At 55.0% G+C, this 16,020-nt stretch carries 12 protein-coding genes and 1 tRNA gene; 3 read left to right on the top strand and 10 right to left on the bottom strand.

The annotated features are described in order from the left end of the window. Nucleotides 1-3: 3 nt before the first annotated feature. The 4 genes from V7Z75_RS07285 to V7Z75_RS07270 all read right to left on the bottom strand — a co-directional run bounded on the left by V7Z75_RS07285 (nt 4) and on the right by V7Z75_RS07270 (nt 5,892). On the bottom strand, nt 4-2,139 hold the full coding sequence (locus V7Z75_RS07285) for an ATP-binding protein (RefSeq protein WP_334107968.1): 2,136 nt from the start codon (nt 2,137-2,139) through the stop codon (nt 4-6). 142 nt (nt 2,140-2,281) lie between these two features. Continuing rightward, nucleotides 2,282-3,343, bottom strand: a complete 1,062-nt coding sequence (locus V7Z75_RS07280; RefSeq protein WP_334107967.1) for a response regulator — start codon at nt 3,341-3,343, stop codon at nt 2,282-2,284. 271 nt (nt 3,344-3,614) lie between these two features. After that, complete coding sequence (locus V7Z75_RS07275; RefSeq protein ID WP_334107966.1) at nt 3,615-4,790, bottom strand: MFS transporter; 1,176 nt, start codon at nt 4,788-4,790, stop codon at nt 3,615-3,617. A 148-nt stretch (nt 4,791-4,938) separates the two neighbouring features. Continuing rightward, on the bottom strand, nt 4,939-5,892 hold the full coding sequence (locus V7Z75_RS07270; protein WP_334107965.1) for a LysR family transcriptional regulator: 954 nt from the start codon (nt 5,890-5,892) through the stop codon (nt 4,939-4,941). 188 nt (nt 5,893-6,080) lie between these two features. On the opposite strand from V7Z75_RS07270, the gene V7Z75_RS07265 reads away from it, so the two are divergent. Both V7Z75_RS07265 and V7Z75_RS07260 read left to right on the top strand, forming a co-directional pair. Continuing rightward, the gene (locus V7Z75_RS07265; protein WP_334107964.1) at nt 6,081-6,734 is read left to right on the top strand and encodes a DsbA family protein; all 654 of its coding nucleotides are present in this window, start codon (nt 6,081-6,083) and stop codon (nt 6,732-6,734) included. A 60-nt stretch (nt 6,735-6,794) separates the two neighbouring features. Continuing rightward, nucleotides 6,795-7,313 (top strand): cytochrome b, encoded by a 519-nt coding sequence (locus tag V7Z75_RS07260; protein ID WP_334107963.1) that lies wholly within the window; start codon nt 6,795-6,797, stop codon nt 7,311-7,313. A gap of 145 nt (nt 7,314-7,458) precedes the next feature. On the opposite strand, the gene V7Z75_RS07255 is transcribed toward V7Z75_RS07260, so the two are convergent. After that, a tRNA-Gly gene (locus V7Z75_RS07255) sits at nt 7,459-7,532 on the bottom strand. Between the two features lie 194 nt (nt 7,533-7,726). Between V7Z75_RS07255 and V7Z75_RS07250 the strand changes: the two genes are divergently transcribed. Then, nucleotides 7,727-9,829 carry a TonB-dependent receptor gene (locus V7Z75_RS07250; protein WP_334107962.1) on the top strand — a complete coding sequence of 701 codons (2,103 nt, stop codon included), beginning with the start codon at nt 7,727-7,729 and terminating at the stop codon, nt 9,827-9,829. A 9-nt stretch (nt 9,830-9,838) separates the two neighbouring features. Here the strand turns inward: V7Z75_RS07250 and V7Z75_RS07245 are convergent, their stop codons facing one another. The 5 genes from V7Z75_RS07245 to V7Z75_RS07225 all read right to left on the bottom strand — a co-directional run bounded on the left by V7Z75_RS07245 (nt 9,839) and on the right by V7Z75_RS07225 (nt 16,018). Beyond that, complete coding sequence (locus V7Z75_RS07245) at nt 9,839-10,807, bottom strand: hypothetical protein (protein WP_334107961.1); 969 nt, start codon at nt 10,805-10,807, stop codon at nt 9,839-9,841. 125 nt (nt 10,808-10,932) lie between these two features. Next, the gene (locus V7Z75_RS07240) at nt 10,933-11,139 is read right to left on the bottom strand and encodes a CsbD family protein (protein WP_334107960.1); all 207 of its coding nucleotides are present in this window, start codon (nt 11,137-11,139) and stop codon (nt 10,933-10,935) included. A gap of 138 nt (nt 11,140-11,277) precedes the next feature. Then, on the bottom strand, nt 11,278-12,369 hold the full coding sequence (locus V7Z75_RS07235; RefSeq protein ID WP_334107959.1) for a hypothetical protein: 1,092 nt from the start codon (nt 12,367-12,369) through the stop codon (nt 11,278-11,280). Nucleotides 12,370-12,404: 35 nt separating this feature from the next. After that, nucleotides 12,405-14,894, bottom strand: a complete 2,490-nt coding sequence (locus V7Z75_RS07230) for a methyltransferase domain-containing protein (RefSeq protein ID WP_334107958.1) — start codon at nt 14,892-14,894, stop codon at nt 12,405-12,407. Next, nucleotides 14,891-16,018, bottom strand: a complete 1,128-nt coding sequence (locus tag V7Z75_RS07225) for an aromatic ring-hydroxylating oxygenase subunit alpha (RefSeq protein ID WP_334107957.1) — start codon at nt 16,016-16,018, stop codon at nt 14,891-14,893. Before V7Z75_RS07225 ends, V7Z75_RS07230 begins: the two co-directional genes overlap by 4 nt. Nucleotides 16,019-16,020: the final 2 nt, after the last annotated feature.

The following is a 16,020-nucleotide window of genomic DNA, read 5'->3' as shown; positions in this document are numbered from 1 at the left end:
GTGTCAGCTCGAGGCTGCCTTGCGGCTACTCAAGTAATCATTGATAGCCTGCTTGGCTGCCTCGAATTCTTTTTCCAGTTGGTCGAACATGATGGTGCCGCGGAAACGCAGCTCCTCGGGGCTCGCCTTGTCCAGCAGTTCCGCCTGTTTGCTGACTGCCATGGCGCCCACGCTCAGACTATTGCCTTTGAGCGCATGGCAGAATTCATGCAACTCGCCATAGCGCTTTGCAGACAAGTTCTGCTTGATTACTTTTACCAGCGCGCCGCAGTCGGTCACATATTTACTCAGCAAGCGCGGTACGAACATATTGTCCTGCCCTCCCAGGAATTCCAGCTCCGATAATGTCAGGGAGGATAAGACCTCATTGATGGTGGGACCTGCTTCTGCTGGAGATGCTTCGCTTGCGTTGGCGTAAAGCTGTGCTACCTGGTTGGGAATCGACAGGTCGCCCTTGAGGCTGGCAATGGTGTCGAACAATAACTTGGTTTCGATGGGTTTGGTCAGGTAAGCGTCAAACCCGGCGATTTCCGCTGCGGTCTTGGTTTCTATGGTGGCGTCGGCAGTGAACAGAATGAATTTGGTGTCATGGTCATCGGGGCGGAGGAAGCGGTATAGCTTCAAGGCGTCGATTCCCGTCATGCCGGCCATGTTGAGATCGGAAATGACCAGGTCAAACTGTTCGGCTTCCAGTTTATCCAGCAATTCGTCGGCATTGTTGGCTACAGCCACCTCATGCCCGGGCAATTGCAGCAATTTGACGAGGATGGTCTGGTTGGTAGCATTGTCCTCGCACACCAATATCTTGAGTGGTGAGGTTGCAGACTGTTGGGCGATTTCTATTGATTCCGGCGCGATGGCAGGGGCTGGCGTATTGAATCCCAGGGAAAGGTCGAACCAGAAACGGCTGCCGAGATTGGGAGAACTGTTCAGGTGCAGTTTGCTGCCCAGCGCCTCGACCAATCGCTTGGCAATGGTGAGGCCCAGGCCGCTGCCGCCATATTTGCGCGTGGTGGAAATATCGGCCTGGGTAAAACTCTCAAAAATACGGCTGCGTTGCTCCTCGGAAATGCCGATGCCGGTATCGATGACCTCGATGCGGAATATGCCATGGTCAATGGTTGATTCCAGCACATGCATAGCCAGCGTGACTGAGCCGCGCTCGGTGAATTTGACGGCGTTGCCGACCAGGTTGGCGAGTACCTGCTGCAATATGTAGGGATCGCTGTGCACGCGGATATCGTCAAGCTCTATGCTGCTTTCCAGGCTGATGCGCTTGTTGAGCGCTTGCCCACGGAATACCTCTATGGTTTGCGCTGCCAGTTGATGCAGGGAAAACTCGGTATGCTCGATTTGTAGCTTGTCCTGCTCGATCTTGGCAAAGTCCAGCACGTTGTTGAGCTGTGCCAGCAACAGCTTGGACGAGCTTTCCAGCGTTTGCAGCAATTCTTCCTGGTCGCTGTTGAGCGGCGTGTTGCGCAGCAATGTGCTGATGCCGATGATGCCGTTGAGCGGGGTGCGGATTTCATGGCTCATATTGGCGACAAAGCGTGTTTTGGCGTGGTTGGCGACCTCGGCCTTTTGCCTGGCTTCCTCGATGCGGGTGATGAGGGTGGCGACATAGAGTGGCAGCGCCGCCAGCATGAGCAGCAGGCTATAACTGATGGCTTTGTGTTGCAGCCAGAAGGGATTGACGTTGATGGTGTAGAAGAACCCGATCAAGCTGAGCGCCTGCGAATGGAACAGGTAGTTTTTTCCATAGCGGAAGCCGTTGCCGAAAGTCACCCAAAGATAAACCCCGACCAGGATAACGCCCAGTTCGCCTGTCATTGCCATGAACATGGTGGGCAGGCCGATGTCCAGCCAAGCGCATGATAACCTGCGCAGCCTGGCGTGCGTATGCGTTAACAGGATCAGTCCAAGCAGGACGAAGGACAACAGCTGAAAAATCAGCGTCATCGGGATAGCATGAGGGAAGCTCTCGCTGAGCGGCGTGAGGCTGGTGAGTTCCTGATAAATCAGGAACGAAATAAAGATGATGCCCAGCGCGATGCGGATCAACGCCTGCTCTAATTCAAGCGGGTCGCAGTGCCTGCGTAACGACTGCCAGTATTGTCTGGCTCGCCTGAAAGATTGCATAAGTGCCATCGTGCTTAGTCAGTATATTGGGGACGGAAACCGCTGCAATGCAATTGCAGCGTCTTGTTCTTCTCTGAAGCACTTGTAAGGTTGCGCCCAGATAAAGTTATATTCAAGCCCCGAGCGGGGGTTTTTACAACTTTCAGGAAGAATAGCGGTGATGGATTTCCTCGAATAGCATGCGCACATCGGGGATCAGCTTGATCAATTCGGGGTCGAAATGCTTGCCGCTTTCAGCATGCAGGTATTCCACCGTGCTTTCGACGCTCCAGGCTTCTTTATAAGGCCGGCGGCTGGTGAGTGCGTCGAATACATCCGCAACTGCCACGATGCGGGCGGACAAGGGAATTTCCTGGCCCGAGATGCCGTAGGGGTAGCCGGAGCCATCGAATTTCTCATGGTGAGCCAAGGCGATTTCACTACCTTTCTGCAGATATTTGGAAGGGCTACCCTGCAGAATTTCATAACCAATCAAGGGGTGGCGTTGCATGATCTTTTTTTCTTCAGGCGTAAAAGGGCCTTGCTTGAGCAGCACGCTATCCGGGATGCCGATCTTGCCGATATCATGCAAAGGTGAGGCTAGTTCGATCAGCTCAGCCTCTTCATCAGGAAATCCCATTGCCTCTGCCAGGACGCGGCTATATAACGACATGCGCAGCAAATGCTGTGCGGTATCATAGTCGCGATATTCTCCAGCACGCGCCAGATGCATCAGCGTTTCCTTCTCGCGCATCAGGATGTTTTCCGTTGCTTCGCGCACCATGCTTTCCAGCAAGCGGCTCTTGTCTTCCAGGGTCAGTCGTTGCTGGCGCAGCGTGATCAGGTTTTTGCAGCGCGCCATGCATTCATGCATGTCCACAGGCTTGGTGAGAAAGTCGGTAACGCCTGCATCCAGCGCTGCGTAGCGGATTTCCACATCGTGCTTGATGGTGATCATGATGGTGGGAACGGACTGATACCGCGGCATGCGGGTGATCTCGTTGATGAAGCACAGTCCATTCATACCCGGCATCTCATAATCCACCAGCAACAGGTCTGCGGTATTGTCCTGCGCCCATACCAATGCTTCGGTAGGTGATGAGAATTCATAAGTCTTGATACCGCGGCCCAGGTTTCTGACGATTTTCGACAGAATGGAACGGCTGACGGCCTGATCATCCAGAATTAATACCTTGGCGGTATCAACGAGGTTGAGAGTTTTCATAATTACCTAACAATGCTTAATCCAGTGGAGTTGAGTCCGGTTTTACCATCTCGATTAAGGGGTGAATTTATCGCCAATACAATGGAGAGTACGTTTCATTATCGTACAGCTGGTCCCGAAATTGAAGTATTGATATATCAATCGGCAGCAAGAAACAAAACATTAGGAATGCCTTGCAGATGGTTATGAGCGATACCGAATTAAATGCGGTCCTCATGGGAAAACCATGTTGTAAAAAAATGTAAAAGTTGTTTGGCAATGGGTCCGATCATTATTTGATGCGTGGTGAGACAGCACGGGCAAGGAAAAATGCCAACGCTACAAAAAACAATACCACCAGCAGCGCCTGGCGCAAGGAGAAATGTTCACCGAGGAAACCCAGCAATGGCGGGCCTGCGAGGAAAGCAATGTAGCCTGCGGTGGCGACAACGCTGACGCGTGCAGTGGGGTGGTTGCCTGTGTCGCCTGCGGCGGAAATGGTGAGCGGAAAGCCCAATGACGTGCCCAGTCCCCAGAACAGCACCGCCGTGGCGGCCACGTAAGGGTTGGCGGAAAAAATGACCAGGCTGATGCCGATGACACCCAATAGTGCGCTGGTGCGTACAACAGCTACCCTGCTGAAATGCTTGAGGAAAAAATGACCGCTGAAACGTCCTAGCGCCATCATGCCAGCAAAGCCGGTATAGACCATGGAGCCGAGGGCAGCGTTGAAGCCGTGCTCGTCCACCATGAGGATGGGAATCCAGTCGGTGGCCGAACCTTCGGCCAAGGCCATGCCGAGCACGATCAGGCTGATGCACAACAATTGCCCGTCCTGCCATGGCTTGAACGGCGGGCCAGGCTCAGCAGAAGTATCTGCTGTGGAGTCTGTCTCAATGCCCACGTCTGGTGGAATTGCCTGTAGCCCCCACAAGGTGAGTGGCACGCCCAGCAATGCAGTCAGGCCGATGTGCCATGTGACGGGAAAGGCAATGCTAGCCAAGTAGATGCCCACTACGCCACCGAGGAAGGTTCCCAGGCTGAAGCCTGCGTGCAGCATAGCCAGCGCGGGCTTTGCTGTAATACGCTCGACTTCCGCGCCCTCGACATTGAGCGCGATCTCCCCTACCCCAATGCCCAGGCCGAACAGCATGAGGCCCAATGCCGCCAGGAATACCATTGGGGCGCCCAGCCCCACCGCCAGCACGCCCAGGCCGGATAACATCAGCAGTATGCCGCTGCGGATCACTGGCTTGGTACCCCAGCGCTGCACCAGCCTGCCGGAACTCAGGATGCCGGTCATGGCACCAACCGAGATGCTGAACAGGATCATCCCCATTTCCGCAATCGACACGCCTAGCTGATCACGAATCGCAGGCGTGCGTGTGACCCAGGAAGCCACAGCCAGCCCGGTCAACAGGAAAAACACGAACAAGGCACGGCGGCGCTGCAATGGGGAATCAAGCATGGGGGATAAGTCGCTCAAAAGAGGCGGGAAGCAGAGAATGCGGGCATATTTGGCGATGGAGGGTGATGGCTTGCCATATCGTATGGGGTAGGGATTATAAGGGAATCGGTGGTGAAAGACCGTCCTGCGTCTGAAATGTTGCGACCGATTATGGGTCAGGGGAGAACGCCTGATGTTGTTCTGCCAATTGCTGCGGCGACATGTGCAGGCTGGGAGTGGATTGCATGAGCGCAAACGCCCAATCCACAAAACAGCGCACCCGCGCGGAAAGGTGTTTGTTGCTGGGATAGAGAATATGGATGGGACGCGAGGGAAAATGCCAGTGCGGCAGCACTGGTACCAGCGCCCCGCTTCGCACCCAATGCTCGACGGCAAAGGGTATGCCGGGACAGATTCCGCTTCCCGCGATACAGACAGTGGTTGCCACCTCGGAGTTATCGAATTGCATGGCGGATTCCAGGTTAATTTCACAGGACTCCGTAGCGCATTGCAGTTGCCATGCGCCGGGATTGCGCTGATTGGTGAACCATGTCAGGCAGCGGTGTTGCGTCAATTCCGCAGGGTGGCTGATCGCGCCTGCTGCCGCCAGATAGGCAGGTGCAGCATATAGGCCGGGCGTGATGTCGCAGATATGGCGTGCGATCTGGCTGGAGTTTTCCAATTGTCCGCCGCGAATGGCGCAATCTATGCCTTCTTCCAGCAATTGGCTGATGCGGTCGCTGCTGTCCAGCCGTAATGCTATATCGGGATAGCGCGCCTGGAATTCAGGCAAGGCAGGCGCCAATATCCAGCGCGCGATGGAGACCAGCGAATCTACCCGCAGTTTGCCGCATGGGGCAGTGTTTTTACCGGTGAGCGCATCTTCCAGTTCGTGGATATCCTGGAGAATGAGCTGACATTTGGCAAAGTAGGCCCGCCCGTCCTCGGTCAGATTCAATGCGCGGGTGGTGCGTTGCAGCAACCTGACGCCCAAATGATGCTCCAGGTCGGAAACACGCTGAGAAACACGGGGCTTGGGCAGTGCCAACAGGTCGGCAGCTTTGGTGAAACTACCAGTTTCAACCACTGCGGCAAAGGTGGTCATGGCAGCAAGTTTATCCATGATATTGTTAAATAAAATTTAATAAATAATTATATTGTCAGGTATATATTAAAAATTCAATGACAATTAATATATAAGCTAAATTGAACAGCTCAATATCGAGCGGAAACGGTATGGATTGCATGATGCATTGTGACCCTGAGACAGGCGCGTGTTTGTCATCAACTCCCGCAACGACGGATAAACGAGTGAGTCCAACAGCCTCGGGCCGGGTGGTACATTACATTGGCGATCCCATGTGCTCCTGGTGCTGGGGCATCGCCCCGGCAATCAAGGCAGTGGCAGATTTTTGCACTGCAGCAGGTGTTACGTTCAGGATAACCATGGGCGGATTACGTGCTGGCGGCGGTGATTTATGGAACGCGGAGTTCAAGGCATTTTTGCGGCAGGAATGGAGCAAGATTGCGCAAATGACAGGCCAGCCCTTTGGCTTTACCCTGCTGGATGCTCCGGCTTTTAATTACGACACTGAGCCCGCCTGCCGCGCCGTGGTGGTGGCGCAACTGCTACAGGCTCGGCACCATCTCCCGCCAACCATGGCGCTGGAATTTCTCGCAGCCCTGCAACACAAGTTTTATGTGGATGGCCAAGATCCTGGCGAGATGCGTTTCTATGTGGAGATATGCGCCAGTCTGGGGCTGGATGCCGCTGAATTCCACGAAGCATTCGAATCGGCTGCGGCAAAACAGCAAACGCAACAGCACTTCATGCGCAGCCGCGAATGGGGCGTCCGTTCTTTTCCGACATTGCTGCTGGAACGGGATGGGCAATTCATCCCTCTCGCCGTGGGCTATGTGAGCGCAGAGCAACTATTGTCCCGGTTGAGGCAGCAACTGGGATAAGCCGGGCGGCGTAAAGCGCCATATCAATAGAAGTCAACAATAAATAAACTGGAGAAAGAAATGGTATTACTGGATGGAAAAGAAAAATATGGATTGGTATCACGGCTATTGCACTGGGGCATGGCCGCGCTCTTCGCTTGGCAATTTACTGGCATGATCCTGCTGGCGATCCTGGGCAAGACGCCATTGGTCAAATTCTTTCTCGGCACGCACGGCAATATCGGCGTACTGTTGCTGACCTTGATCGTGCTGCGCGCGATATGGGCACTCAGCAATGCCAGCCGCCGTCCAGCAGCTATCAACATCATGGCGCAGCTGGGACATCTCGCCCTGTATGGCTTGGTGCTGATTATCCCTACCCTGGCCTTGATACGTAGCTACGGCTCGGGTCGCGCATTTGTTCCTTTCGGCATTCCATTCTGGGATGCCAGCGAGAAAATCGAATGGATGGTCGATCTTGGCGATATGTTCCATGGCGAACTGGCCTGGCTGTTGCTGGCACTCATTGCAGGACACATAGTCATGGCGCTTTGGCACCGGACGGTCAAGCGTGACCGGGTGTGGGAAAGAATGGCGTAAATATCATCAAAGGTTGGAGCAGTCCGAGTGAGTTGCTCCAACCGTTCATTTTGGTGGCCTGGTTTTTTCAATCACTGCCGGCTTTGATGCGGGGCGATGTTTCAGTTTGAACAGATGGTCAGAAGGGATTCCAGTCAGGCTGAATTGGAGCGGGCGACGGGAATCGAACCCGCGTATCAAGCTTGGGAAGCTGGCGTTCTACCATTGAACTACGCCCGCGCTGGCGGCAATTATACCTGTTTCTTATCCATGCACCATGCGCCAGGTGCGACATTATGACGCATCCTTGTAGATGAGCTGTGCCATTACAATTCAGCCTTTTGATCAGCGCCTGCGTGAGTGTGCGGTGTGAGTGGCGGGATGAAACAATAATGGATACAGCAATGAGGATTTCAGGAATGGCGAGAAACGGCATGCGTTTCAAGTGGGCGGTGCTGGCGTTGGCGCCATTGTTCAGCGGCGTGGCGCAGGCGGATCATGACCATACGCATGAGCTGCCGGCAGTTGAGGTGACAGCGCATGCGCATGACAGTAGCGGGCATTTGCACCAGCGCATGGTAAATAGCGCTGATACCTCGGAGATGCTGCAGGACTATATCGGCGCATATTCCTATCAGGCGGGAGGTATTTCCGCCCTGCCGAACATCCGCGGCATGAACGACAACCGCATCCGCGTGCTGGTGGACGGCACGGAGTTGACGGCGGCATGCGCCAACAGCATGAACGCGCCGCTGACTTACATTTCCCCCGCTGCCGTAGCCAATGTCAGCGTGCTGGCGGGCATCACGCCGGTGAGCATGGGCGGCGACAGCATTGCCGGGACGATCACTGTGGATTCCGCCAAGCCGGTGTATGCCGATAGTGCCGATGCATGGCTGTACCAGGGCAGTTTCTCTACGGTGTACCGCAGCAACAATAACGGCCTGAGCACGGCATTGAGCGCGACTGCCGCCAGCGACAACCTGAGCCTGAATTTCACCAGCACCATGGACCGGGCGCAGAGTTATGAGGACGGCAATGGCCGCAAGGTCAGGTCAACGCAGTTTGAGCGCCATATCCAGACATTGACGATAGGCGCCAAGGGCGATAATGAAGATTTCGTGCTGCGATTGAGTCACCAGGAAGTGCCGCACCAGGGCTTCCCCAATCAGCGGATGGACCTGGTCGGCAACAAGGCGGATTCCATCAACGCGAGCTACAGCCGCCAGTTCGGCTGGGGCGATCTGGATACGCGCATATATTGGCAGGAAGTCAGCCATGAGATGGGATTTTTCTCCTCGGAAAAGCCCGGCATGATGCCGATGAATACGCATGGCAAGGATATGGGCTACAACATCAAGGCGACCATCCCGCTGAATGACGCGCATCTCCTGCGCATCGGCAATGAGTTCCACCGCCAGACGCTGGATGATGAATGGCCGCCTGTCTCCAATAACCCAATGAACATGATGAGTCCGAATACCTTTGTGAATATCAACGATGGCCGCCGGGACCGTATCGGGATATTTGCGGAAGTGGAATCGCAATGGGATAGCCGTTGGAGTTCATTGCTGGGTGCGCGCGTGGATCATGTGCGTAGCAGTGCAGGCAGAGTGCAGCCGTACGGCAACAACATGATGAATATGGCAGACGTGACAGCCGCAAACATCTTCAATGCAAGTAGCCGTTCTGACAGCAACAACCATCTTGATCTGACGGCCACCGGTAAATACGAGTTTTCCGATACCACCAGCCTGGAATTTGGCTATGCGCGCAAGACGCGTTCTCCCAGCCTGTATGAACTATATTCCTGGGGGAAAGGGCCAATGGCGCGCAACATGATAGGCTGGTTCGGCGATGCCAACGGTTATCTTGGCAATCCTGATTTACGCCCTGAAAAGGCCAATACCATCAGCGCCACGCTGGATTGGCATGACGCCGAGGGTAAATCCTGGCAGGCCAAGGTGACGCCTTACTTTACATATGTGCAGGATTACATTGGCGTGGAGCGTGATCCTAGCGCACCTGGTAATGCGCCCAGAACTCACTTGATCTTCGACAACCAGGATGCCCGTTTCTATGGCATCAATATGGAAGGCGCGAAACAGCTTTGGCATGACACCCCTTGGGGTGAGGGGCGCATGAAGGCCAGCCTGGCCTGGACGCGCGGCGAGCGTACCAATGGCGATTCGCTCTATCAGATCATGCCGCTCAATGCGCGTATCAGCTTGGAGCAAAAGAAAGGCGCATGGGCCAACGGCATTGATGTGCAGTTCGTCGACCGCAAGACGCGCGTCGATGACACCCGGCTGGAGCCGGAAACCGGCGGCTATACTTTGGTAGATTTGCGCAGCAGCTATCAATGGAGCAAGGCCAGGCTGGATTTCAGCGTGACCAACCTGTTCGATCGCTACTATGCCTTGCCGACTGGCGGCGTGGCGTTCGCCGATTGGAAAGCCAATGGCTCGGTCGGTGCCATGGGGCCGGTCGCAGGCATGGGCCGCTCCGTCAATGTAGGGCTAACGCTGGATTTTTAATCTGAGGCACTACTCCACACCCACCATGCGCAGATAGCGCTCGCGCATGGTGGCGCTTCCTCTCAGGCCGCCCTGGTGCAGGTAAAGCCAGGGCTGTTTGAATCGTTCGCGCTGATGCAGGATGCTGGCCCAGGCGGGCAAGTCGTAAAGCAGGTCGAACGGGATGCCGGTGTGCGCCAGCAGTTCTGCTTGCAGTTCCCACAACTCCCGATATAAAGCGCCAAAACGGTAAGCATGCTTCGGCGGCAGGATGACAGGTATGGCTTCGTCTGGTTGCTGCATTGAGGCCACTGCGTTTTGCAGATAGTCCGTATCGCCATAGACCGGCATGGTCATTACTTCCATTTCAGGCAACGAAGCTGCGAGATGGCAGGCGCTTGCTCCCGTGCCGGAAGGCAGGAGCACGCGGTTCAACGACAACTCCTTGCCACTCTCCACTAATTCCTTGCCCAGTATGGCGAAGCCATGGCGCAGATACGCATGGCTGGCGCCCTCCCCGAATATCCATTCATCCTCTTTCACTACCAAGGCGTGCTGCGCCATGCGGCGATATAGTGTGCTGTCTATATGCAATTGCATGCCACGTTCGAGTGCCAATGCCAGATTGCCGGCAGGCTGTGTTTGCAGCGTATCCGGCAGATATGGCACGACATAATGAAATTCAGCCTGCAAGAGCTGTGCCATCGCGCTTAATGCCAACATGGCGTTCGATTGTGCCGAGCCATGGCTCCAGATGCGCCGTACGGGCGGTAGCGCAGAGAGGTTTTCCAGGTAATACGCCAGTTTATACAGCTTGTTGCCCTCGATGGCAGCCAGTGATGCCGGTGGAATTTTTTGGGAGAAGGCAGGCGCTGGCATGGTGTGGATGACTCGGTTGCTGGCAAGCAGCGCGGGCGCAAGCAGGCTGGATTCGATACGCACGGTGAAATCCAGGCCGGCGAAATTGCATGCGATATAACTGAAACTGGGTAAGAACATGCGAAAGCGACTCAATTTTTCTGCTGATGATAACGCGGACAACCCATGAGCCGTTAATAAAAAACCGGCCCGCGGGCCGGTTATCAAGGGAGAGCTATTGGAGAAGAATATATCGATAGCGTTGGCTAATGACAGTCGCAATTCTTATTGAAAGATTCAATCTGCTTCTCAGCTTCTTCTTTTGAAATGCCGTATAGCTCCTGCAATTTGCCAGAGAGCATTTCGCGGTTGCCCTTGATCTGATCGAACTGGTCGTCGGTCAGCTTGCCCCATTGCTGGCGTACCTTGCCCTTCAGTTGTTTCCAGTTGCCTTCTACTTGATCCCAATTCATGGTGAACTCCTTTTGTGAGTGAGTCGGATAGAAATCGCATGGCGATTGATCTGGTGCTCATCATAGGAAATACGGACTGATCAGGCAGTCGGGGCAAGGATGAATTATGTGTCAGCGCATGCTGACAACTGCAAACATTCATTGCGACTGAAGAGCATAGCGCGTCCATGATGCAATGGATGACGCATCACCTCGAAGATGGGCGTATGACGCGTGCCAGGACGCTATCATTGCCTCATCCAGAAGATAGGATGTCCATGTCAGGCAGGCCGCACCGGATATTGCGCTGCAATTCAGGCGGTAGGCGTACTGCTCGTTCTGGCAGATGCTGAACGCCTGCAAGGCGTCTGGATTTGCGTCCACCAGCACGTATCGCCATGGTCCTTGCGGCAGCGGCGAGCCTTGTTGCTGCAAAGAGTAAGGAAGAGAAATGGCGGGGTGAAGATCGCGCCATGCCAGCACTGAAAAGTGTTGTTTTAATTCAAGCATCAATTCGGCTGGAACGCCCGAACCATCGTGTTCCATGATGAGTAGTCCGATCTGGTCAGGGTGTGCTTCAATCCAGAGCTGAAGCAAATGATTGATTTCAAAAGGGCTAAACCCATGGTGGAGAAACCAGGCCATACCCCACTCCAACCCTTCCCACGGTGCCGGCATACGTATGACCGGCACTGATTCAAGTCGTAGCGCCAAGGCGGCAGAGAGCCGGTGCGCGCCACCGAGGATTCTGCCCGACGCATCGACTGGAATGGCAAATTCATCCTTGAAGCCTTCCATTTTGATCGACTCGATCAGCTTCATGAAGCAGGTTTCGTAATCTTCCAGTGACGATTTGGCGAGTGTTTCCGGCTCTTTCCCTTTTGTGCGCTGGAGTATGTGCTTGCGATAAAGGGCATGTACATCTGCCCTTTCATCAGGGGATGAGCCAAGAAAATGCCGGGCAAGCAGCAATTTCACGCTGATATCCAGGCGGTCTGGACGCCATAGCGCATGCGGGGGAAGATGTTCAATATGGCTGGCCTCGGCATACAGGGAGGAGGCTTCCAATATGGCGTTGGGGCTGCCCAATGACTGCGCGGCATCATAGGCTGTTCGGGCCAGAGCCGTATTATATGTCCGTTGAAGACGCGCGAGCTCCAAGTGCCATTGCGCGTTAGCCGGATCAAGGGAAATTGCCTCGCCCAGGCATGCTTCCGCTTGCCGATGCAAACCCTGACGCAGCAGTTGCATGGCATGGTGCGCGTATGCCAGGGCTGGGTCTGTCATTACCCATCCTTGGCGAGAATATAAAACCCGCGCTCGATGATGCCGTCATCCTTCACCCTGCCGCAGAAGCGGATCGAAAATCCTGCATCAATGAAATGGCGCACATTCTGGAAGAAATCCGGGTCGTTGGTATCCAGCCGGTTGCTTTCCCATACCAGGATACCGCCAGGTTCAAGCAGCGCATGCAAGGTGCGCGCATAGTCGGCAAGCGGCATGTCGATCCAGACATGCACGGCGAAGGAAAGCACGGTATCGAATCTGGCCCCCTGGTTGCGCGCGATGAATTCCTGGAAGCTTTCACATGTGAACAGGCAGTTGTCAATCTGGCGAACATTGGCCATCTGCCGGGCAATGTCGATCAACAATGGGTTGTTGTCAAAGCCGCGGTAGTGTTTGATCCGCGAGGACAAGGCCAGCCCGAACATACCAATATTGCAGCCTATATCCAGCACCCTGGTTTGCGCGAGCAGCCATCTCTCCAGCTGGTATTCGCCGATACGCTGGAGCGTGGGCCTTTGTCCTGGCACTCCCCATGTTTCATGACCCTGATATAGCGCTCCCCGCCCGAACTGTTGCGGATGGGCCTGAATTTTCTGCTGAATATCGTCCAGACACTGTGACCAGCGTGTGGCGGATGCATCATCCAGCGATTGTGCCTTAATGTTTCTCGCACTGCTCAAGTGCTTCCAGGTGTCCAATTCTGCTTGGGTGAATACATCTTTGGCATCACGGTGCCAGGTGATTCCTTCCTTGATTATTTTTGCAGGATTGCCCGCGAGGATGATTTGCTCCTGCAGAAAAGCGCGGTTGACCAAGGTATGGGCACCCACGATGCTGTTGTTCGCCACCTGCGCGCCTTTGAGGAAGAAGGCGCCTTTTCCGACCCAGACGTGATCGCCGATGAGAATGTCTTCGGGCAGATTGAGGCGGCAGCCGTTATCAGGATCCACAATGGAATGACCATCGGTGGTGCGCAGCTCGACATCGTAGGAGAACATGGCATCTTTGCCGATGATGATGCTTCTTCCTTCATGGCATTTGAAATCGGCCCGCGCAAATGTCGAATTACGGCCAATCTGCAAGCTGCCGCCGGAGCCCCAGAAATAGATTTTTCCTGCAAGACGCACATGGGGGTCGATCTGAATGACGTTATTGTCGCCGGTAATGCTGACCAGAACATTGATATCCGCACCCTCGGCGATGGTGATGCGATTGCCCTGGCCCCGGATGCTGATCTTGCCACGGATATTGGAACCCGGCGGCCATTGCAGGCTGTTGCCCTCATCGCAATCCAGGGTGAGGCCGCCGCTTTGCAATGATGCATGTTCCAATGCCTCGATACGCTGCCTGAGCACAATGCCGCCGGAACGCTCAAAGGATTCGATAGGTAGCGACTTTTCCCAGGTCATCACCTTGGCGTAATCCCACCATTGATCCAGCAGATGACGGGCATGGTGATGTTGGCGCGGCGGCAGTCTGGCTATTCTTGGCGCTGGCTGCTCAGGGGTGAATACCGCGTGCCAAAAACCAGGAGAAAGCCAGGTATCGAAATGCACTTGCTGATATGCGTTGAGATCTGGCTCGGCGCTATCGGCAAGTGGCGTAAACGGTTGAAACAGGATATGCGCGGGTTTGCCGAACCATGCCGCTTCTTGCAGCATGCCCGAAGAGATGCCAGCCAATACGACATCATGATGGCAGCTCAGGATTTGGTATGCATTCTGCCGGCAGGGCCGGACTTCGGTTTGAAGAATGTGCTGCAGCATATCCTGCTCCAGCTGGGCATGGTCAACGGCAAAGGGATGCGGTTTATGCAACACGCGGCGACCATGTGCCAGTTGACGCAACTGATTGGCAAAATCCGAGCAGTTCAGTGGGTTGGCCTTGCCTGGGCCCAGTAAGGAGGCATCGTAAGGTGCTTGGCCGATGAATATCAGGCTGCCATCAAGATCGAACGGATAGCGGTTGCTTTCTTCAAGGCGTTGCTGGTGCATGCGCATGCTGGCTGCGAGTTCTGCTGCCTCTAAGCGCAGCTCTTCTGGTAACACATGGTGGCTGCTGATGTGCTGGTAGAGAGATAAGTTATTTGTTCTCAGCGCAATGTAGAGGTCGCGCCCAAACCGTAAGGGAGAGGGGCGTATATCAATGAAATCAATGCCAGCAGAGTTGCATAACTGTGCTAGCCAGGGCGGCATTTCAAATGACAGCACCAGGCTGCCGGGCGGGATGTGCTGCTGCAGGTATGCCGCAGCAGCTTCCGGTATCGCATGGAAATATGGCTCCCATGCTGGACGCTCGTTGCTGTTGTTGATCAGTCGGTAGAATGTTTCCAGTTCGAAACCGGGGATGAGGTTGCTGGGTTGCCTGCTATCTGGAGGGTAAGCAATATCGAGACCACACCCTTGTAAGATTGGCTCACGCACGAGGTCGAAGAAACCATGCGGAAATGCTGTGGTGTCGCGTAATAGATCAGGTAAGCAAACGATCATGTTGGTGGCGGAGGGCTGGTTGGGTTCATACAGCGCTGATAGGCGCGCTGGAAATGCAGCACGCGGTCTTCAATACCGTTGCCGATGACAGCGGGGCGTTCGGCGCACTCAAGGCCTTGTTGCACGGCGCGGCAGATGGCGGCATCTTCAGCAAATACGCGCTCGGTGAAGCTTTTACTTTCCGCATAGATCTGTTCGACCATCTTGGCCCCGACCGGGCTTTGGCCGGTGAAGCCGACACTGACCGTGCGGGAATGCACTGTGGTAATGCCTACAGCACTGGGCTCGAAACGCTGGATGTGAAAGCTATAGCCCAGGAACGAGGTCACGGTGAGGTTAGGGAAAATCAGGTGATGGGTGTAATGCGGGAAACGCCATGCCCAACTGCCTATTTTGGGCGCTATCTTGCGCTCAAAGGTGACAAGCCAGTCCGCGGCGGCTGGGTGATCTATACTGCTGTGCAGGGGATGCTGCACGGTATCGACAGGAGCCTGGTGGCCACGCTCCATTCCTTCGACCTTCATAAATGTCTGGTTGTGTACTGCAGGCACATGGTAGCCCTCCAGCGAGTTCTCGATGACGGCTTTCCAATTTGCATGTACGTCCTGGCGGAACTCGTCGATCAAGCCATTCATGCCGGCGGAAGCATGCAACAGAAAATCGTATTCCGGGCCGAGGTAGTCCCGCAGGCTGGGGCCATCCGTGCTCAGGCGCACGAAGATGAATTGCCCGACGGTTTCGCAGGCGAACTCCTTGAGTCTGTGGGCGGATTTATCTGCAATGACTTCGGGAAAGGCTTGAGGTTGCGGGATACCCGCTGGTATGCCTTCCCGGTCATAGGTCCAGCTATGGTAAGGGCAGCGGATCGGGCCGCGATGCACACCCTGCTCGCAGAGTTGGGCGTGCCGGTGCGAGCAGACGTTGAGGAAGGCGCGCGGCCGGCCTTGCTTGTCGCACTGAATGATGAGGCTGGTAGCGCCAAGCTTGACGCCACGGTGCTGTCCGGCCTCTTGCTCAAATAGCAGGCCGACGAAGTTCCAGGTGCGTGCAAAAATCAAGGCATGCTCATCCGCCAGGGCTTGCGGTTCTCGATATTGGGCAGGGTTCAGTAATCCGTTACACATCG

The sequence above is a fragment of the Methylobacillus sp. genome (genome assembly GCF_036844465.1).
GTDB lineage: Bacteria > Pseudomonadota > Gammaproteobacteria > Burkholderiales > Methylophilaceae > Methylobacillus.
The sequence above is the reverse complement of the archived record's forward strand: the minus strand, read 5'-3'. Positions and strand labels throughout refer to the sequence as shown.

Bases quoted from the DNA above. Each gene is read 5' to 3' on its own strand.
- V7Z75_RS07285 (WP_334107968.1), bottom strand. From the start codon at position 2,139: ATGCAATCTTTCAGGCGAGCCAGACAATACTGGCAGTCGTTACGCAGG.
- V7Z75_RS07280 (WP_334107967.1), bottom strand. From the start codon at position 3,343: ATGAAAACTCTCAACCTCGTTGATACCGCCAAGGTATTAATTCTGGAT.
- V7Z75_RS07275 (WP_334107966.1), bottom strand. From the start codon at position 4,790: ATGCTTGATTCCCCATTGCAGCGCCGCCGTGCCTTGTTCGTGTTTTTC.
- V7Z75_RS07270 (WP_334107965.1), bottom strand. From the start codon at position 5,892: ATGGATAAACTTGCTGCCATGACCACCTTTGCCGCAGTGGTTGAAACT.
- V7Z75_RS07260 (WP_334107963.1), top strand. From the start codon at position 6,795: ATGGTATTACTGGATGGAAAAGAAAAATATGGATTGGTATCACGGCTA.
- V7Z75_RS07250 (WP_334107962.1), top strand. From the start codon at position 7,727: ATGCGTTTCAAGTGGGCGGTGCTGGCGTTGGCGCCATTGTTCAGCGGC.
- V7Z75_RS07245 (WP_334107961.1), bottom strand. From the start codon at position 10,807: ATGTTCTTACCCAGTTTCAGTTATATCGCATGCAATTTCGCCGGCCTG.
- V7Z75_RS07240 (WP_334107960.1), bottom strand. From the start codon at position 11,139: ATGAATTGGGATCAAGTAGAAGGCAACTGGAAACAACTGAAGGGCAAG.
- V7Z75_RS07235 (WP_334107959.1), bottom strand. From the start codon at position 12,369: ATGCAACTGCTGCGTCAGGGTTTGCATCGGCAAGCGGAAGCATGCCTG.
- V7Z75_RS07230 (WP_334107958.1), bottom strand. From the start codon at position 14,894: ATGATCGTTTGCTTACCTGATCTATTACGCGACACCACAGCATTTCCG.
- V7Z75_RS07225 (WP_334107957.1), bottom strand. From the start codon at position 16,018: ATGTGTAACGGATTACTGAACCCTGCCCAATATCGAGAACCGCAAGCC.